Source organism: Janthinobacterium foliorum, assembly GCF_978021625.1.
The window spans coordinates 96270-115332 of record NZ_CDXDQE010000009.1 but is presented as its reverse complement, the minus strand read 5'-3'; the positions used below and the strand labels follow the sequence as shown (position 1 = coordinate 115332).

The 19063-nt window shown below is 65.0% G+C and carries 18 protein-coding genes; 16 read left to right on the top strand and 2 right to left on the bottom strand.

Going from position 1 to position 19063, the window contains the following annotated elements:
- Positions 1-55 precede the first annotated feature (55 nt).
- The 6 genes from ACZ92H_RS18610 (at position 56) to ACZ92H_RS18585 (ending at position 7105) form a co-directional block, all read left to right on the top strand.
- Positions 56-1669 carry a bifunctional aspartate transaminase/aspartate 4-decarboxylase gene (locus ACZ92H_RS18610; protein ID WP_131377358.1) on the top strand — a complete coding sequence of 538 codons (1614 nt, stop codon included), beginning with the start codon at positions 56-58 and terminating at the stop codon, positions 1667-1669.
- A 177-nt stretch (positions 1670-1846) separates the two neighbouring features.
- Positions 1847-3277: a TolC family protein gene (locus tag ACZ92H_RS18605; protein WP_465050565.1), complete on the top strand. Its 1431-nt coding sequence runs from the start codon at positions 1847-1849 to the stop codon at positions 3275-3277.
- On the top strand, positions 3277-4251 hold the full coding sequence (locus ACZ92H_RS18600) for an HlyD family secretion protein (protein WP_465050564.1): 975 nt from the start codon (positions 3277-3279) through the stop codon (positions 4249-4251). Before ACZ92H_RS18605 ends, ACZ92H_RS18600 begins: the two co-directional genes overlap by 1 nt.
- Positions 4252-4257: 6 nt before the next feature.
- The gene (locus ACZ92H_RS18595) at positions 4258-5439 is read left to right on the top strand and encodes an ABC transporter permease (protein WP_465050563.1); all 1182 of its coding nucleotides are present in this window, start codon (positions 4258-4260) and stop codon (positions 5437-5439) included.
- The gene (locus ACZ92H_RS18590; RefSeq protein WP_465050562.1) at positions 5436-6584 is read left to right on the top strand and encodes an ABC transporter permease; all 1149 of its coding nucleotides are present in this window, start codon (positions 5436-5438) and stop codon (positions 6582-6584) included. The genes ACZ92H_RS18595 and ACZ92H_RS18590 overlap by 4 nt, the downstream gene beginning before the upstream one ends.
- A 2-nt stretch (positions 6585-6586) precedes the next feature.
- Positions 6587-7105 (top strand): hypothetical protein, encoded by a 519-nt coding sequence (locus ACZ92H_RS18585; protein ID WP_465050561.1) that lies wholly within the window; start codon positions 6587-6589, stop codon positions 7103-7105.
- Here the strand turns inward: ACZ92H_RS18585 and ACZ92H_RS18580 are convergent.
- Positions 7102-7986 (bottom strand): LysR family transcriptional regulator, encoded by an 885-nt coding sequence (locus ACZ92H_RS18580; RefSeq protein WP_465050560.1) that lies wholly within the window; start codon positions 7984-7986, stop codon positions 7102-7104. The genes ACZ92H_RS18585 and ACZ92H_RS18580 overlap by 4 nt on opposite strands.
- Positions 7987-8085: 99 nt before the next feature.
- Between ACZ92H_RS18580 and ACZ92H_RS18575 the strand changes: the two genes are divergently transcribed.
- The 9 genes from ACZ92H_RS18575 (at position 8086) to ACZ92H_RS18535 (ending at position 17507) form a co-directional block, all read left to right on the top strand.
- On the top strand, positions 8086-8937 hold the full coding sequence (locus ACZ92H_RS18575; RefSeq protein WP_465050559.1) for an alpha/beta fold hydrolase: 852 nt from the start codon (positions 8086-8088) through the stop codon (positions 8935-8937).
- 3 nt (positions 8938-8940) lie between these two features.
- Complete coding sequence (locus ACZ92H_RS18570; RefSeq protein WP_465050558.1) at positions 8941-9546, top strand: glutathione S-transferase family protein; 606 nt, start codon at positions 8941-8943, stop codon at positions 9544-9546.
- A gap of 75 nt (positions 9547-9621) precedes the next feature.
- Positions 9622-11202 (top strand): AAA family ATPase, encoded by a 1581-nt coding sequence (locus tag ACZ92H_RS18565; protein WP_465050557.1) that lies wholly within the window; start codon positions 9622-9624, stop codon positions 11200-11202.
- The gene (locus ACZ92H_RS18560) at positions 11199-11678 is read left to right on the top strand and encodes a hypothetical protein (protein ID WP_465050556.1); all 480 of its coding nucleotides are present in this window, start codon (positions 11199-11201) and stop codon (positions 11676-11678) included. Before ACZ92H_RS18565 ends, ACZ92H_RS18560 begins: the two co-directional genes overlap by 4 nt.
- Positions 11679-11687: 9 nt before the next feature.
- Entirely contained in the window at positions 11688-12659 is a 972-nt protein-coding gene (locus tag ACZ92H_RS18555; protein ID WP_465050555.1) for a hypothetical protein, read from the top strand.
- On the top strand, positions 12656-14437 hold the full coding sequence (locus tag ACZ92H_RS18550) for a VWA domain-containing protein (RefSeq protein WP_465050554.1): 1782 nt from the start codon (positions 12656-12658) through the stop codon (positions 14435-14437). Before ACZ92H_RS18555 ends, ACZ92H_RS18550 begins: the two co-directional genes overlap by 4 nt.
- A gap of 87 nt (positions 14438-14524) precedes the next feature.
- The gene (locus ACZ92H_RS18545) at positions 14525-15118 is read left to right on the top strand and encodes a hypothetical protein (RefSeq protein ID WP_465050553.1); all 594 of its coding nucleotides are present in this window, start codon (positions 14525-14527) and stop codon (positions 15116-15118) included.
- A 2-nt stretch (positions 15119-15120) separates the two neighbouring features.
- Positions 15121-16482 (top strand): acyl-CoA synthetase family protein, encoded by a 1362-nt coding sequence (locus ACZ92H_RS18540; RefSeq protein ID WP_465050552.1) that lies wholly within the window; start codon positions 15121-15123, stop codon positions 16480-16482.
- The gene (locus ACZ92H_RS18535) at positions 16479-17507 is read left to right on the top strand and encodes an AAA family ATPase (RefSeq protein WP_465050550.1); all 1029 of its coding nucleotides are present in this window, start codon (positions 16479-16481) and stop codon (positions 17505-17507) included. The genes ACZ92H_RS18540 and ACZ92H_RS18535 overlap by 4 nt, the downstream gene beginning before the upstream one ends.
- On the opposite strand, the gene ACZ92H_RS18530 is transcribed toward ACZ92H_RS18535, so the two are convergent.
- Entirely contained in the window at positions 17479-18060 is a 582-nt protein-coding gene (locus ACZ92H_RS18530; RefSeq protein WP_465050548.1) for a TetR/AcrR family transcriptional regulator, read from the bottom strand. The genes ACZ92H_RS18535 and ACZ92H_RS18530 overlap by 29 nt on opposite strands.
- A 175-nt stretch (positions 18061-18235) precedes the next feature.
- On the opposite strand from ACZ92H_RS18530, the gene ACZ92H_RS18525 reads away from it, so the two are divergent.
- Positions 18236-19039, top strand: a complete 804-nt coding sequence (locus ACZ92H_RS18525; protein ID WP_465050547.1) for an SDR family NAD(P)-dependent oxidoreductase — start codon at positions 18236-18238, stop codon at positions 19037-19039.
- Positions 19040-19063 lie beyond the last annotated feature (24 nt).

Sequence of the window (19063 nt, the reverse complement as noted above, 5' to 3'; positions counted from 1 at the left end):
CTATCCAGGCCGCCCGCACGGGGCCTCCTCACTTGTCTAATAAGGAGTAGCAGAAATGGATTTCAGTAACCCAGATAAACTCGCCCTGTTGAGCCCATTCGAACTCAAGGATGCGCTGATCCAGACGGCCAAGCAAAGCAACCGCCTGATGCTGAACGCGGGCCGCGGCAACCCGAATTTCCTGGCGACCACCCCACGCCACGGCTTCTTCCAGTTCGGCCAGTTCGCCATGACGGAAGCGGAACGGTCGTATGTGTACATGGAAGGCGTGGGCGGCTTCCCCACGCGCGACGGCATCGAATCGCGCTTTGAAATCTTCGTGCGCCAGCATGCCGACCGTCCGGGCGTGCATTTCATCGAGGCGGCCGTGTCGTACGTGCGCGACCAGCTGGGCCTGAGCGCGGGCGATTTCATCTACGAGATGTGCGAAGCCATCCTGGCGTGCAACTATCCCGTGCCGGACCGCATGCTGCGCCTGTCCGAGAAAATCGTCGGCCAGTATATCCACCGCGAAATGATCGGCGAACACCCGTTCGTCGGCAACTTCGACATGTATGCGGTCGAAGGCGGCACGGCGGCCATGACGTATCTGTTCGCCAGCCTGAAATCGAATCACATCATCCAGGAAGGCGACACCATCGCCCTGGGCATGCCGATCTTCACGCCGTACATCGAAATTCCCCAGCTCAATGACTATCAGCTGAACACCGTACACATCGACGCGCCGCAATCGAACAACTGGCAGTTCACCAGGAAAGAACTGGACAAGCTGCTCGATCCGAAAGTGAAGGCCTTCTTCCTCGTCAACCCCAGCAATCCGCCATCCGTCAAGATCGACGACGAGACCCTGGAATACATCGCCAAGATCATCAAGAAGCGTCCGGACCTGATCATCCTGACCGATGACGTGTATGGCACGTTCGCCGACAATTTCGTCTCCCTGTTCGCCATTTGCCCGTACAACACCATCCTCGTGTATTCGTTCTCGAAATACTTCGGTGCGACGGGCTGGCGCATGGGCGTGGTGGCCACGCATGAAAACAATATCCTGGATGAAAAGATCGCCAAACTGCCGGAAACCGTCAAGAAGCAGCTCGACGCGCGCTACCATTCCATCACGACCGAGCCGCGCAAGCTCAAATTCATCGACCGCCTGGTGGCTGACAGCCGCACGGTGGCACTGAACCACACGGCCGGCCTGTCCACGCCCGTGCAGGCGCAGATGACCTTGTTCTCCCTGTTCTCGCTGATGGACGAGGAACAAAAATACAAGAAGGCGATGAAACATATCGTGCTGCGCCGCAAGCAGGCGCTGTACCGCGAACTGGGCTTGCCGATGGTGCACGACGCCAACTCCGTGCGCTACTACCATTTGCTGGACATGGAATCGCTGGCCGCGCAGATGCATGGCGAGGAATTCTCGCAGTGGCTGCTGAAAAAACTGAAACCGAACGAAGCGCTGTTCCGCCTGGCCGAGGAAACGGGCGTGATCCTGCTTCCGGGCCGCGGCTTCGGCACCACGCACCCGTCGGGCCGCGTCTCGCTGGCCAACCTGAACGAATACGACTACGCGAACATCGGCCGCGCCATCCGTGGCATGGCGTCGGAATTCTTCGCCGTGTTTGAGAAGGAAAAGGGCGGCAAGGGTGACAAGAAGTCGAAAAAGTAAGTTTCACCGTGCTTGATTGACGGCCCCGGGCGCCCCGCAAGAGGCGCCCGTTTTTGCGTGGAAGCGACACTTTCCTGCAGTGCAGGCTGGAATGGACTTCCTTGCATATAATTGCTATTGTGAAAGTATAAACATGGCAATCCCGTGCTTTCCCCTCATTCATTGACTGGACGCTACATGGGCAGATTGCAAGGACATTTATTACTGGCTGGCGCGCTGGCCGCAGCGCTGCCGGCGCTACCGGCCGTGGCGCAAGTGCCGGCCGCCGCGCCGTTGAGCTTTAACGAAGCGCTGCAGCAAGCCGCCGCGGCTTCCGGCGCCGTGCAGGGCGCGGCGCTCGACGTGCGCGCGAAAACATTAAAGGCCGAAGCGCTGTCGAATATCGACGGCCCCTCGGTGGACTTGACGGCGTTTCGCGGCCGTTTGTCGACGGACTTGAATATCGATACGAGCGGCCTGTCCGGCGTGGTGGGCGGCATCGAGTCCGTGCTGCCGCCGATTCCCGGCTTGCCCAGGCCACAGATTCCCAATTCCCTCAGCCGCGAAGTGGTCACTGACCTGACCTCGTTCGGCTTGCTGGGCATGTGGCCCATCTACACGGGCGGGCGCCTCGATGCCGTCAAGGGACTCGCGTCCAGCCTGACCCTGGCCGCGCAGGCGGACCGGGTGGAAGCGGAAGAACAATTGGCCACCCTGGTGGCGCAGCGCTACTTCCAGTTGCTGCTGGCCAAGCGGGTGGTGGCCGTGCGAGCCGAAGTGACGGCCGGCGTGACGGAACACCAGCGCGATGCGGCCAGGCTGGAAAAGGGCGGCCTGATTTCACGCGCCGAGCGCCTGCGCGCCGACGTGGCGCTGGACGGCGCCCGCAGCGACGAGGCGCAAGCGCGCAGCGACGAGGAAATCGCCCAGGTGGCGCTGGACCGCCTGCTGGCCACGACAACGCAGGTGCGCCCCAGCACGCCGCTGTTCGTCAACAGTTTGCCGGTGGGCACCTTGCAATCGTTCATCAGCACGGGCATGCGCGAAAACGCGAACTGGAAAAAGATCGACAGCAAGCGCGTGCAGGCCGAGCAAGCCTTGAAGCTGCACGGCAAGGAATACACGCCCACCGTGTTTGCCGTCGGTAACTACAACTTGAACCGCGGCAGCGAAAAGCTCGTGCGCTCGAACTGGGCCATCGGCCTTGTCGTGGCCGTGCCGCTGGTACACCGCATCAATACGGGCAAGATGATCGCCGCCGCCAAGCTGGACCAGGAGCGGGTGGAGGTGGTGGCGCGCCAGGCCGAGCGCGACATTCCCACCCTGATCGAAAAGAACTGGCGCGCGCTGGAAAACGCCCGCATCCAGTATCTGTCCACGGCGTCGTCGGTGGAACTGGCGCGCGAAAATATCCGCTTGCAAACGGTGGCCTTCCAGCAAGGGCAGGTGACGTCGCTGGAAGTGGTCGATGCGCGCCTGAACCTGGCCAAGGTCGAGACCCAGCGGGCGCAGACGGCCTATAACTATGTGATGGGACTGGCGCAATTGCTGGAAGCGACGGGCGAAACGCAGCGCCTGGGCAGCCTGGCCGCCTCGGCCGATATCCAATTACCTGTGGACACCAAATAATGAGCACTTCCAAAAAACCACTGGCCATAGTCGCCGCCATCCTTGTCCTGGCCTTCGTCGGCTGGGGCCTGTACCAGGCCTTCCAGCCGCAGCGCCTGCCATTGCAGGGGCAGATGGATGCGCAGGAAGTCAACGTCTCGTCGAAGGTCCCGGGCCGGGTGGGCGAGCTGTACGTCAAGCTGGGCCAGAACGTGCAGAAGGGCCAGCTGCTGTTCCAGCTGACCAGTCCGGAAGTGCAGGCGAAGATCGCGCAAGCCACGGCTGCCACGCAGGCGGCCGATGCCGTGGCGAAGAAGGCGGAAGCGGGCGCGCGTCCCGAGGAAGTTGCCGCGGCGAAAGCCAATTGGGAACGGGCGCAAACGGGGGCGAACATCGCCAAGACCACGTATACCCGCGTCAACAATATGTACGAGCAGGGCGTGATCGCCCAGCAGAAGCGCGACGAGGCGCAAGCGCAGTGGCGCGCCGCCGAGCAGCTGGCGCAGGCGGCCCGCGCGCAGTATGACATGGCGCAAAAAGGCGCCCGTCCGGAAGACAAGACGGCCGCCGCGGCCCAGGCGCGCCAGGTGGGCGCCGTGCTGACCGAAGCGGAAATCGCCCTGGCCGAAACGAAGATCGCCGCGCCGGTGGCGGGCCAGGTGAGCAAGATCCAGATCCAGCCCGGCGAACTGGCGCCGCAGGGTTTCCCCGTGATCACCTTGGTGAACCTCGATGACGCCTGGGCCGTGCTGCAGGTGCGCGAGGATGAAATGGGCGCGTTTGCCATGGGCAGCACGCACACGGCCAACGTGCCTGCACTGAAACAGCAAGTGAGCTTCAAGGTCAGTTCCGTGGCCGTGCTGCCCGACTTTGCCACTTGGCGCGCGGCCCGCCCGGGCGGCACGGACTTGCGCACGTTTGAAATCCGCCTGCGTCCCGCCATCAAGGTCGACGGCTTGCGCCCGGGCATGTCGGTCGTGTTTCCGCCGCTCTGATCGGCGATGAGCGAAGCGGATAAAGTAGCGGGTTCGGCGCTGGCGCGCGAGTGGGGGCGGCTGCGCGGCGACTTCTGGGATATGGGCATGCTCAGCTGGATTCCCCTCGTCCTGTGTGCCATCCTGTGGCTGGTGTTTTCTGCAGGCATCGCGCGCGATTTGCCCATCGTCGTCATCGATAACGATAACTCCACCCTGTCGCGCCAGCTTACGCGCTGGCTGGACGCATCGCCCGGCATCGCCGTGACGGCGAAAGTGGCGTCCAGCGACGATGCCTTGCATCAGTTGCGCGAGCGCACGGCGTTCGGCTACCTGGTGATACCGGGCGACTTTGAAAAGAAATTGCTGGGCGGCCGCCAGGCCACCGTGCAATGGATGTATAACGCGCAGTTTTCCTCGCACGCGGGCGCCTTGCTGCGCGACGTGCGCACGGTCAGCACGACCTTGTCGGCCGGCATCGAGATGACGGCCCGCGTGAAGAAGGGCATGGCGCCCCTGCAGGCGGCGGCCCAGTTCGAACCGATCCGCACCACCCTGAACAGTTTGTATAACGAAAACATCAGCTATGAAGCCTTCCTCACGCTGGCCCTGATGCCGTCCATGCTGCAGATTTTCATCGTCGTTGCTATCGTCACCAGCATCGGCCGCGAATTGCGCGACGGCACCGTGCCGCAATGGCTGGCCTCGGCCCGTGGCAGCTGGCTGCGTGCCGTGGGCGCCAAGCTGCTGTTTCCCCTGATCGCCTATGTGGCGCTGGCGCTGCTGTATCTGCTGTTCTTCAGCCTGGCGCGGGGCTGGGCCGTGGCGGGCAGCTTGCCGGCGCTCATGCTGAGCATGCTGCTGCTGGTGCTGGCTTACTGCGGCCTGGGCACCTTGCTGATCGCGGCAACCCTGTCCATGCGGCTGGCCCTGTCCGGCGCCGCGTTCATTACGGCGCCGGCGTTTGCCTTCGCGGGCCAGGCCTTTCCTTTGCTGTCCATGCCGCCGCTGGCGCGCGCCTGGGCGGAAGCCTTGCCGCTCACGCATTATCTGCAGCTGCAAACCAAATACTGGCTGGCCGGCGCGCCGTGGCGTTATGGCGTGCAGGAAATGCTGATACTGGCCGGCATCGCCATCGGCTGTGGCGCCGTGGGCCTGTTGCTGTTGGCGCGCCGCGCCAACGCGTCTGCCGCCTGGGGGCGCACATGACCTGGGCCGCCTTCCGCGCCACCTGGCGCGCCATGCTGACGGACAAGGGCGCGCTGACCTTGCTGTTCATCGGCGGCATCATTTACTCGTTCTTTTATCCCTTGCCGTATTCGACGGAAATCGTCCAGCGCGTGCCCGTGGCCGTCGTCGACCAGGACCGCAGCGCCATGTCGCGCCAGATGACGCGCTTTGCCATGGCCCACCCGTCGCTGCAGGTGGTCGCCGTCACGCCCGACCTGCCCGTGGCGCAGGATTTGCTGTGGCGCGACCAGGTGATGGGCGTGCTGATCATTCCCGACGGCTTGCAGACGGACGTGCTGGCCGGGCGCGCCGCCCACGCGCAAGTGGCGGGCAACGGCTTGTATTTGATGCTCAACAAGGTGGCCTTGAATGGCCTGGCCGAAGTGGTGGGCACGGTGTCCGCCGGTATCGAACTGAAACGTCTTGGGGCGGGTACGCCATCGACGGTGCAGGCCAATGAGCAGCGCTCGCCCATCGCCTTCGACGCCGTGCCCCTGTTTAACGTGAAGGAAGGTTATGGCGCCTATGTCGTGCCCGGCGTGGCCACCCTCATCGTGCAGCAGACCTTGCTGATCGGCATGACCATGCTGTTCGGCACCTGGTATCAGCGCAAGAGTTTTCCCCTGGCCGGCAAGCGCACGGCCGGTGGCTACGCGGGCATGCTGCTGGCATTTGCTTCCGTGGCCTTCCTGAATTGCTGCTATTTCTTCGGTTTCGTCTTCTGGTTCCAGGATTACCCCCGTGGCGGCAACTTTGGCGGCATGCTCCTGCTGCTGGTGCTGTTCTCGCTGGCCGAAGCGGCGTTCGGCATGCTGCTGGGCATGCTGTTCCGCACGCGCGAGCGGGGTACGCAGCTGATGATCGCCACCTCGATGCCCGTGCTGTTCCTGGCGGGCCTGACCTGGCCCGTGTCATCCATGCCCGTCGTGCTGCAATGGCTGCGCTGGCTGCTGCCGTCGACGGCCGGCATCCAGGGCTTTGTGGCGCTCAACCAGATGGGCGCCTCGCTGTATGAAATCCGCCATGAAGTGGCGGGCTTGCTGGCCTTGCTGCTGGCCTGCGTGGCGCTGGGCTGGTGGCGCTGGCGCGCCGAGGCGCCAGCACCCGTCATCAAACAAGGGTGAGCATGCAATCAGAGAAAGCGCTGGAGCCCCCACTGGCTGTGGCGGAAGAAAGGTATGCCACGATTTTGGCATCGATACTGGCTTATACGCAGTTCTGTGATACACATGGCGACGACGACAACGCCGAATACGACAGACTCGCGGATCAATTGCAGGCACTAAGCGGAAAGGATATTTCCCGCTTCAATTTGCGCGAGTGGTGGGAAGAGGAGGGCGCGGAAGTGCTGGCGTTCAGGGTCGCCTTGCCCGACCCCGTGAAACGCGACGGCGTCAGCAGGACAGACATCGCGCACATCGTTGCCAGAATAGGCCGCTTCGAGTTGCCCGAAAAAGACGCCAGCGAACCACGCTTCCAGCAGGTATTCAGCGCTTTTCTTGATGACTACTACCACGCCTGGCTGAAGCTGCACTGCCAGACCTACAACTACCAGAAAATATTCGGTGTGCACAAGGACAAGGACGGAAAGCGCTGGTGGTTGACCGACGACGAGAAGGTTGACCTGCTCTGGTCGCATCGCTAGCGACGGGATCCATCATGCCTCGTGTTCTGCAATGCTGCCAGCAGCAGCTGGCAAAAACCGTCACGCACGGGGTCGGGCAGGTTGTCATTGGCCCGCAGCAGGCTGGCGACACGGGGTAGCGGCGCCAGCCGCTCCAGTGCCGCATGCCGGTGCACGCCCTGGCCCAGCTTGCGTTCATTGACCACCGCCATGCCCAGGCCGGCGGCAATCGCGGTCAGCACGCCCGCCACCGACGGGCATTCCAGGCCCACGCTCCAGGCCATGCCGGCCAGGCCCAGTTTTTCCTCGGCCAGCCGGCGGTAAAAGCAGTGCGGCCCGTAGGTGATCAGCTTGACGGTCTCGCCCGGCAAAGTCTGTTCTGCCGTGGCAGCGCACCAATGCAGCGTTTCTATCCATAATAGCGTGTCGGCCGGCGCCGCCATGCCGGCAAAATCCTGATGCAAAATCACATCGAACACGCCGTCGGCAAAGCGTTCGCGCAATACCTGGCTTTGCTCCACCACCAGTTGCACGTCCACCTTGGGGTGGTGATGCGAGAACTGCGACAGCACCGCGCACACGTCCGTCAATGAAATCTGCTCCGTCACGCCGATGCGCAGCCGGCCATGCATCGCAGATGGCGAAAAATGGGCGACGGCGTCATCGTGGGCATCGAGTATGTTGACGGCATGCCGCAGCAGCATGGCGCCCTGGTCGGTCGTGCCAAACAGCCCGCCGCTGCGCGCCAGCAGCAGGCAATCGAGCTGCTGCTCCAGTCGCTTGATTTTCCAGCTGACGGCCGACTGGCTCAGATGGAGCAGGCTGGCGGCCTGGCTCATGCTGCCGGTTTGTACCACTGCCCTGAACACACGCAGGGCATCGACGGATAGGCGCACATTCATAGGTTATGACAAAAGTTGTATTGAGGAGAAAAATAATGTCACTGGCGTCATGTTCAGTCAAGCCTTAGCCTGCAGGTTCCGCAAACAAAAGGACATCTGATGACGAGTCAAGAACCGCTGTTGAATGGCCATGCCCTGATCTACGGCCACCGTATCGCCACCGGCATCCATGGCGCAGGCACGCCGCTGGTGCTGGTGCATGGCACGCCGGCGAACAGTATTATCTGGCGCGAACTGGTGCCGCTGTTCGTCGATGCCGGTTGCCAAGTGCACCAGTATGACTTGCTGGGCTTTGGACGGTCGGAGCGGCCCGTAGAGGCCGATACCTCGGTAGCGGCGCAGGTGGCCTTGCTGGCGGCCTTGCTCAACCACTGGCAACTGCCGACCTCCCATTTGTTCGGCCACGATATCGGCGGCGCCATTGCGCTGCGCCTGGCGTTCGACCACGCGTCGCGCCTGCGCAGCTTGAGCATCGCCGACGCGCCCAGCTACGATTCCTGGCCGTCGCCCACCTGGAAGCATCTGCGCGATGATTTCGCCCGGTGTGCGTTGACGCCCGCCAGCGAGCATCGCGCCACGATGGCGCGCCAGCTGGGCATGGCCGTTTTCCACAAGGATCGGATGCAGGGCGAGCTTCTGCGGTGTTACCTGGAGCCGCTGTGCGGCGTGGTGGGCCAGCCCTCGTTTAACCAGCACCAGGTGGCGCACTATAACGCCTGTTATACGATGGACTTTGCCGAAAAACTGCCGCAGCTGACCGTGCCGGTACAGATATTATGGGGCCAGCAGGACGAGTGGCAGCCGGTGGCGTATGCCCATCGCCTGCAGCGCGATATTCCCGGCGCCAGCTTGCACCTGTTTGACGAGGCCGGGCACTTCCTGATGGAGGATGCGCCAGCGGCCGTCGCGGCGCAAGTGATCGCGTTTATTCATCAACTGGAGAGGAGTTAAACCATGATATTGATCGGCATGCTCGATTCGCCCTACGTCAGGCGCGTTGCCATCGGTATGAAAGTGCTGGGTCTGGAGCATGAACACCGGCCCCTGTCGGTGTTTTCCGATTTCGACCAGGTACAGGCCGTCAATCCTGCCGTCAAGGTGCCGACCCTGGTCGCCGATGACGGCCAGGTGCTGATGGACTCGACGTTGATCCTGGCGTATCTGGAGGAACTGGCCGCGCATGCTCCCCGCATCAGGCCGGAGCCGGGCCGGGCCAGCCTGCGCGCGCTGTGCCAAACCAGCTATGCTTTGGCAGCCTGCGACAAAGCCGTGCAGATCGTCTATGAGCGGCGTCTGCGCCCGCAGGAAAAGCAGCACCAGCCCTGGCTGGACCGCGTCCAGCTGCAGTTGCATGGGGCCTGGACCCAGCTGGAAGCGTCACTGCGCCAGGAGGCGCCAGACTGCTTGAGTATTGCCGGCATCACCATTGCGGTGGCCTGGAGTTTTGCTCAGCAGATGGTGCCCGACGTGATGGCGGCCAGCGATTATCCGGCTGTGGCCGCGCTGGCGGCCCTGGCCGAGCAGCAGCCGGTGTTTTTGGCCACGCCAATGGCGGGCTGAGTTGCTTGTCATCTGAACCGGTGCTTGCAGGTGGCTTGTGCAATAATTTCATTTCCTTAACGGAAGAGTATTGCCATGCCGTCTTTTAATCTGTTCCAGCGCCTGTCCCAAGCCCCCACCAAGCCCAAGGCGGCGCCTGCCGCGCGGCAGTTTGACGTGGCGGATTTATACCAGGGGCCCATCGCGCTGGACGGCGACGGCGAGGCGCAAGCGCGACCGTTTGACGAAAAGCTGCGCCAGGCCTATTTCTGGATCGTCAACCACGCCATCATCAGCCCCCATTACGACATCGAGTACAACGACGGCCCGTCGCAGACGTATGCCGTGGGCGACAGCCGGCGCACCCTGAACCTGCCATCGGCGCAAAGCTATTCCAGCTTCATTCTGCTGCCCCTGCTGACGTTCGCCACGCGCCGCAAATGCCTGTTCGTCGGCGGTCCGGGACGGGGCAAGACGGCCAGCGCCTTGCTGATGGGCGTGCTGGCCGGCTCCACCGTCAAGGAAGTCAAGCGCGCCATGCAGCATGGCCACCCGCAGATGACGGTGGCCGACCTGCTGGGCAACCCGCTGCCGGCGGACCTGGTGAACGCGCAAAGCATGGACGACATCCGCATCGCCTGGCGCGCCTGGCTGGGCATGCGCGTGAAGATCGTCGATGAATACAACCGCATCCCCACGCGCACGCAAAGCGCGCTGCTCACCGTCATGGGCGACAACTACGCGGAAGTGCTGAACCATATCTACGAGTGCCCGGAAGCGGCCTGGTATCTGACGGCCAATGACGACCAGGGCGGCGGCACCTATCAGGTGATCGAGGCGCTGCGCGACCGGGTCGACGTGACGGTGCAGGCGCTGGCTTTCAATCCGCGTTTTTTAAACGAGCTGCTGCTGCGCGTGGAAGAAAATGTGCGCCCCGAGGAGCTGGTGCCGCCCGATATCATCTTCACGGAAGCGGAAGTGGACCGGATTGGCAACGATATCCGCCAGGTCGTCGTGCCCGACGCCGTGCGGCGCCGGCTGGAATTTTTCGCCAGCCAGTTCGAGCTGTTCGAGACGGCGGGCGGCCAGTTCGAATACATGACCAAGGATACGGCGCGCCTGGCTGGCGCCGACCGGGGTGCCGCGCAGGCGGCCGACAATGGGCGCGACCGCCTGAAGGACCTGGGCTGCCAGACCTTGAATGGCATTTCCGTGCGCACCCTGATGGCGCTGCTGATCTATGCCAAGGCCATGGCGTATTTCCGCGGCAACGGTGAAGTGGCGCTGGACGACTTGCGCCAGGTACTGCCGTTCGTCCTGCATAACAAGCTGCAGCCGGACCCGGATGCGCCATTCTTCGCGCTGCCGGAAAACGCCGCCTACCGCAGCGACAGGCTGGGCTGGCTGCGCCGCCTGTTCGATTTGTCGAACGATGAATTCAACCGCCTGGACCTGGACCGCGACGATCCCGTGGGCGTGCTGTCCGCGGAATTCGACCTGGGCCTGGACGGCGTCAGCGAACGCGAAACCCTGGCGCGCCTGAACCGCATCGAAAAACTGATCGGCGAGCGCACGAAGGGACGCAAGCTGTATGGCCCCCTGTACGACGACCTGCTGAAATTGAAGTATCTGCACCAGCGCTATACGAATTACCGCAGCTGGCTGCGTTCGCAATGAATGACGCGCTGAATATCGATCACTGCCGCGGCTTTCTCGACGCGCTGGCCAGGTTGAACAGCGAGGCCAGCGACCTGTGCGCGAGCTATGAGCTGCAGCGCCTGCCTGATGCGCCCGACCTGGCCACGGCGCTGGGCTTGCGCGTCGAGGAATACGCCTTGCATGCGAGCGCCCCGGCGCGCGAACTGCCGGCGCTCCTGTGGCAGATCACGGTGGCACCGTGCGGTCGCGCGCAGCTGGAGCAGGCATGCCAGCGCTGGTTCTTCTCGTCGGACCACATGCGCGCGGCGCCGCCGGAGCGTTTTCGCGCCTGCCTCGTCAACGCCTTCCTGGAAGCGCTGGACATGTCGCTGGCCGGATTCGCCGCGCACGCCGTGACGATGACGCCGCCAATATGGTACGCGATCCACTGGGACGAGATCGCCTTCGAGCGAGATGGCGAACGCTATCTGCTGCACTTTTCGCACAGTGATTGAGGGACGGCGATGATTTCTCCTGCCTTTGCGGCCATCCTGGCCAGCGGCCGCGCCCAGTTCAACGGCCGCGCCGCGGAAGCGCGCCGGCGCTTTCCGGCGCTCGACATGGCCGCCTTCGGCGCCTTCTTGCGCGACGGCGTCGATCCGCTGGTGGTGGCCGTGGCCGCCGCTGCGCCCGAGCGCGCGGGCAGCGTCGCCCTGGCCGCCTACGACATGGCGCTGGAACTGGTGGGCCATGGCCTGGCTGGGCCGGCCGCAAAAAATCCTTTTCTGAACGGCGTGTGGCGCGAGCTGGCACCGGCCTTTGCGCCGCTGCTGGCGGCGGCGCCCGTCGAGGCGCTGGGCATGCTCAGCAATGCCGCCATCCACCTGGGCGGCGTGGCAGGCGCGCGGTCCGCGCAATGGCAGCGCGAACTGGCCGCCCTGGCGCCGCAGGTCGCGACCCTGGCGCAGTTGCGCGCCGTGGGCCAGGTGCTGGCGTGGCGCGCCGGCGTCGCGCAGTTCCGCCTGGGCGCGCTGGCCGCCGCCGACACCTTGCCGCCCGCGCTGGCGCTGGCCGCCTTTGGCGAGCCGGGCGCGCACTGGCCGCAGGTGCATGCGCAGCTCATGGCCAATCCCTGGCGCGGCAATGCCGATGGCCGGGAGTTCGGCAGCTTTACTGGCCTGGGCGGCGGCTTCGGCACGCCGCCGCAGGTGCGCGCCACGCCGGACGGTTTTGCCGTGCGCAGCGCCGAGCGTCATTATTTGCTGGTGGCCGACGCCTATGGCGCCGTGCTGCATGGCGCCACGGCGCAGGAATTTGAGTCGGCGCAAACCGGCGTGCCGGCATTCGTGCGCCTCGATGGCGCCACCGTGCATGTCGGCGCGCGCAGCATCGCGCTCGACCTGCCGCCCGGCGACATCGCGCTGGCCGCGAATACGCATACGCTGGCCATCACCTCGCCGTGGACGCATGCCATCCGGCTGCTGCCGCTCGTATGAAGAGCGATGCCGATACCGCGCTGATCGACGCCTGGCGCGCCGCCTGGCCCGAGGCGCTGGCCGTATGGAGCAAGTTTACGCGCTTGCGCGATCCCAGCCTGTGCGCCAGCCGCGTCGAGGCCAGCGGGCAGGGCTTGTCCGGCAGCTTCGCCATGATCCGGCTGCTGGACCAGAGCGTGGTGGTTGACTTGCCGCTGGTGACGGAGCTGGGGCTGGACGACTACGCGCTGGAAATCCTCGCCCATGAAATCGGCCACCACATCCTCGCACCGGCCAGCGCCACTGACCAGTTCCGCCTGCTGGCCCGCATGCGCCGCGCCTTGCCGACTCTGGAGCAGCACGCACCCATGGTGGCCAACCTGTACACGGACCTGTTCATCAACGACCGCCTGCAGCGCCAGGCGAACCTGCGCATGGCCGATATCTACCGCAAGCTGCAGCAGGGGCGGGAGGCGGCGCCGGACGGCAAAGCCAGCGGCGGCGTCTGGACCTTGTACATGCGCATCTACGAAAACCTGTGGCAGTTGCAGAAGGGAGACCTGGGAGGAGGGGCGGCCGACGAGCGCCTGGACACGGACGCCTGGCTGGGCGCGCGCCTGATCCGCGTGTACGCGAATGACTGGATGCTGGCGGCGGGCCGCTTCGCCACCTTGCTCCTGCCCTACCTGGTGGAAGACACGGATGCCCTGGGCGGCGGCCTGGATCCCAGCCGCTATCTGCAGGACACGCGCGATGCGGCCCGCGGGTGCCAGACATATGGCGCGCAGCAGATCGAGGATGACGAGGAGGGCGGCGCCATCCATCCCGTCCACGACACGCGCATTTCCGGCCTCGATGGCGAAGAGCCGCAGGGCGATGCGCCGGCCAGGCCGGGCGGCGGCCAGCTGCGCGAGCCGTTCGAGCTGGGCGACATTTTGAAGGCGTCGGGCGTAGACCTGAGCGACCATGAAATCGCCATCCGCTATTACCGCGAGCGAGCCTTGCCGCACCTGGTGGCATTCCCCAGCCGCCCCGCGCCGGAATCGCAGGAGCCGCAGATGGAAGGGCTGGAAGCGTGGGAGACCGGCGATCCGCTGGAAGACGTCGACTGGCTGCAGTCGGTGCTGCAGTCGCCGCACCCCGTGCCTGGCGTGACCACCGTGCGCCGCGTGTATGGCCGCGAACCGGCGCGCGCCGTCGACGCCGTGCCCGTCGACCTGGACATGTACGTGGACAGTTCCGGCTCCATGCCGAACCCGCAGGCGCACACCTCGTTCCTGACCCTGGCCGGCGCCGTCATTGCGCTGTCGGCTCTGCGCGCCGGCGCCAAGGTGCAGGCGACCCTGTGGAGCGGCAAGAACGAAGTGATGCAGACGCCCGGCTTCGTGCGCGACGAAGACTTGATCCTCGGCGTGCTGACGGGCTTTTTTGGCGGCGGCACCTGTTTCCCCATCCACCGCCTGCGCCAGACGTATGCGGCCCGGCGCGAACGGCCGGCGCATATACTGATGATTTCCGACGATGGCATCACCACCATGTTCGACAAGGATGAACTGGGCAACAGCGGCTGGGATGTCTCGGCGAAAGCGCTGGCCCAGGGCGGCGCGGGCGGCACCATGGCGCTGAACCTGGCGCGCGACTGGGATGGCGCGGCCAGCCACACATGGCTGCAGCAGACCTATGACGATTTGAAACGCGCGCGCCGCGAACAGGGCTGGGATATCCATGCCGTCGAGCGCTACGAGGATTTGCTGGATTTTGCGCGGGCGTTCAGCCGCAGGCACTATGTGAAGAGCTAAACAAGATGAATATGCGCAGCAAAATTCCGGGGGCAGACCCGGTGGGTCTGACCCCAGTATTTGCCGTTGGGTTAAGGTAACGACATCATGATGCAAATTGGTCCCGACCTCGAAACCCTGACCCACCGCCTGGCCGACACGCCCGTCGAATTCCTCGCCGAGCCGCGCATTGCCGGCGTCGCCAATGCGCAGGCGGTGGCCGTTGCCGCGCTGGTCAACGACATTTTGCTGCTGCATGGCGCCCGCGCGCCGGCTTCTTCCCTGCAGGGTTTTATGGGCGCGCAGGTGAAGGCGGACCGCAACCGCCTGGCGCTGGCCATGATCGCGTGCTGGCTGCTGGCCGACGCGTGGTTCATCGCGCAGGGCCTGGCACAGCAGGACTTGCTGCAGGTGCTGGGCGAGGCGGCGCGCGAGCTGGCCGCTGCCACGCCGGCCCACCAGTTCACGCAAGACCCGGAGCGGCGCGAGGAACTGGCGCGCATCGTGCTGGCGCGCCTGGGTTTCCGGCCGCGCGACGAAAGCGTGGCGCAGGCCACGGACAGGCTGTCCGCCATCAGCGGCACGGAGCGCCGCAGGCTGCTCGAAGCGAGCCGCCTGGCCGAACAGCGCGCGCGAGAGATACGCGAAGCGCTGGCGAAGAAGGCAGCCGAGGAATCGGCCGACAAGTGGTCGCGCGAATGAGCGTGGAGAGTAATCAGCCCGCCGGGGCCTGGGAATCGGACCGCGACTACTGCCCCACGTTGACGCGCGACGGCGCGCGCATGCTGGAAACACTGCGCAGCCATCCTGCGGCCCCCCGCTACCGCAACCGCAGCGGCAACAAGCTGCTGGCCGCGGAGGTGGCGGCCTTGCGCGTCTACGAGCAGGAAGTGATGCTGGCGGATATCGGCTGGAGCACCGATGCGCCGCCAGTCTGGCTGCCGGGGTTCCTCAAGGCGACGTATGCCACGGTGCCCCATTACCGCGCCTGCGGCTCGCCGCCGGCGCGCTTGCAGGACGTGCAGCCCGTCAGCCGCGCCGAGCTGGCGCACGACATCGCCGCCTTCGTGCCCGACGACGCGGACCTGGCGCGCATGATCAATTTCCAGACGACGGGCACCACGGGACATCCGCTGCTGATCGCTTCGCACCCGCTGGTGGCGGGGCGCTACCTGGCTTTCCACAAGCGCGCGCTGGCGCGCTTCGGCGTGACCCTGCGCCATGGCGCGGGGCAGGTGGGCGTGATGCTGCTGGGGCATCAGCGCCGTTGCTTCACCTACGTCTCCGTCACGCCCACGATGGGGGAATCGGGCCTGGCGAAGATCAACCTGCACGTGGACGACTGGCGCGATGCGGACGACCGCGCGCGCTATCTGGACGCCATGGCGCCCGAGCTGATCGCGGGCGACCCCATCTCGTTTGCCGAGCTATTGACCCTGCCGATGACGCACAAGCCGGCCGCGCTGCTGTCCGTGTCGATGATGCTCCTGCCCGGCATGCGCGCGCGCCTGGCGGCGGCCTTCGGCTGCCCCGTACTCGACATTTATTCGCTCAACGAAGTGGGCCCCGTCGCCGTCTACGACGAGCGGGCGGGCGGCCACGTGCTGCTGCAGCACCGGCTGTACGTGGAAATCCTCGATGGCCAAGGCAACGTCGTGCCCGACGGGGAGCGCGGCGAAATCACCGTGACGGGCGGCTTCAATTTCTGCCTGCCCCTGCTGCGCTACCGCACGGGCGACTACGCGTCGCTGGCGCATGGCCCGCATGGTCCCGTGCTGGCGGGGCTCGCCGGACGCAGTCCCTTGCGCTACCGGACGGACAATGGCGACTGGATCAATAATATCGACATCACGCACGCCCTGAAACCGCTGGCCATCGCCGTGTTTGGCGTGCACCAGCATGCGGACGGCAGCATTGCGCTGCGCCTGGCGCCGAACGCCATGCCGCAGGCGGACCGGGCGCGCGCCTTGCTGGCGCCATTTTTCGGCGCCATCGCCGTCGAGACTTTGCTGGCGGAAGACAAGATCATTCAATACACCTCGGATTTGCGGGAAGCGGCAGTATGAGCAGCTATAAACGGGGCCTGGTGGTGGGCAAATTCTGTCCGCTGCACCTGGGCCATGAACTATTGATACGGCGCGCCACGGACGCCTGCGAAGAACTGCTGGTGGTCAGCTACACCCGGCCCGAGTTTCCCGGCCTGGAGCCGGCGCGGCGCGAAGGCTGGCTGCGGGCGCGGTTTGCGCGGGCGACTGTCGTCGTGCTCGATGATGCGCGCCTGGCCGCCCTGTGCGCGGCGCGCGGCGTGCCGGCGCGGACCTTGCCGCACAACGAAGACGACGGCGAGCTGCATCGCCACTTCATGGGCTGGCTGTGCTGGACGGTGCTGGAACTGCCCGTCGATGCCGTCTTCAGCAGCGAAGAGTATGGCCCCGGCTTTGCGCAGGTGCTGCAGCAGCATTACGCGCAGGGCGCCGTGGCGCATGTCAGCGTGGACCAGTCCAGAACACTGGTGCCTGTTTCAGGAACGCTGGTGCGGCAAGACCCGCATGCGCACGGCGCGTTGTTATCGCCCGTGGTGCGCGCCAGTTTCGTCAAGCGCGTGTGCGTGCTGGGCGGCGAGTCGAGCGGCAAGACGACGCTGGCGCAAGCGCTGGCGGCGCATTTCGAGGCAGGCTGGGTGGCCGAATATGGGCGCGAGCTGTGGGAAAGCCAGGCTGGGATATTGAGTTATGACGATCTGCTGAAAATCGGCAGGGAGCAGCTGCGGCGCGAAGCCGCGGCCGCGGGGCAGGCGCGGCGCTGGCTGTTTTGCGATACCTCGCCCCTGACCACGTATTTTTACTGCGTCGAGATGTTCGGCAAGGCGGAGGCGGAACTGCTGGAACTGGCCGGCCATGGCTATGACCTGGTCGTGCTGTGCGCGCCCGATTTCCCCTTCATCCAGGATGGCACGCGCCGCGACGACAGCTTCCGGCTGCGCCAGCATGCGTGGTACCAGGCCGAACTGGCGCGGCGCGGGATCGCCGTTGTCCATGCGTCAGGTTCTGTGGACGAGAGGGTCAGGCAGGTGGCGCAGGTGCTGGGCTAGGCGCATACGCGGCCTGCACCGCCGCCAGTATCTCGTCCGACAATGCGCCATCGTCGACGGCGCGCGCCAGCGCCACGGCGCCCACCATGGCCGACAGCATGACGATGGCTTCCTGGCGCGGGTTGCGTTTTTTCGGCCACGGAAAATGCGCCGCCAGCTTGCCGATGATGGATTTCAGGTGGAAGGTGAAGGCAGGCAGCACTGCCGGCTGCTTGCGCGCGTCGCCGGCCAGCGCCGCCAGCAAGCAGCCGTTGCCCGGGGCATCGCGGTGGGCCGCGCTCACATAATCGCGCACGTACTGGCGCATGGCGTCCGGGCTGGCCGTGGCGGCATCGAGCGCCGCGCGCGAGTGCGCCGAGCCGTGCAGGGTGCTTTCCGCCATCAGCGCTTCCTTCGATGCGAAGTGGTTGTAGAAGGGGCCGTGCGTGAGTCCCGTCGCCTTCATGATCTGTCCCACGCTGACGCCGTCAAAGCCCTGTTCGCGGAACAGGCGCGCCGCTTCCGTCAGGATGCGCTGGTGTTTTTCAGCCGTTTCGGCCGCTGGGTATCGCATGCTGTGCTCCTGAATAATTTCTGTTGACATCATACATGATGTGCCTCATGCTTGCGGCATTAAGCATGATGATCGTCATGTTTAATGCCGCAGCAAAGCATGATGATTATCATGCTTGAGCCATCCTGTTGCAGGTTTATCCAATGAAGTGACGCACTCTTATAAAGGAATCACCATGAGCACAACGAACGCACAAGGCACGGCCCTCGTCACCGGCGCTTCTTCCGGCCTGGGCGCCGTGTATGCGGACCGCCTGGCCAGCCGCGGCTTTGATTTGATCCTGGTGGCGCGCCGGGTCGAGCGCCTGGGCGTGCTGGCCAGGTCGCTGGCGGAAAAGTACGGCGTGGCCGTGCGCGCCATGGCGGCCGATCTGTCCGCGCCGGACGACCTGCAGCGCGTGGCCGACGAACTGGCGTCGAATGCCGCCATCACCATGCTGGTGAATAACGCGGGCGCATCGACCCTGGCGCCTGTCATCGATACGCCGAAGGCGGGCATCGCCACCATGGACAAGGTTAACGTGACAGCCGTGGCGGAGCTGAGCTACGCCGTGCTGCCGCAGTTCAAGCAGCGCAACAGCGGCACCATCATCAACATCGGTTCCGTGCTGTCCTTCCACATCCTGCCCGTCAGCACGGTCTACAGCGCCACCAAGGGCTATGTGATGAATTTCACGCGGGGCTTGCAGCAGGAGTTGGCGGGCACGGGCATCGTGGTGCAGCTGGTGCTGCCCGCATCGACGGCGACGGAAATCTGGGAATTGAGCGGCGTGCCGCTGGCGCAGCTGGACCAGGCCACCATCATGCGCGCGGAAGACTGCGTCGATGCGGCGCTGGCTGGGCTGGACCAGGGCGAACTGGTGACCTTGCCTTCCGTGGAAGAGCAGGAGCTGTGGGAGCGTTTCGACGCGGCCCGCCTGGCCCTGTTCGCGGGCGCGATGCGCGGCAAGCCGGCATCGCGCTACGGCATCGCGGGCTGAGACTCGCGAGAGAGGAAGCTACAG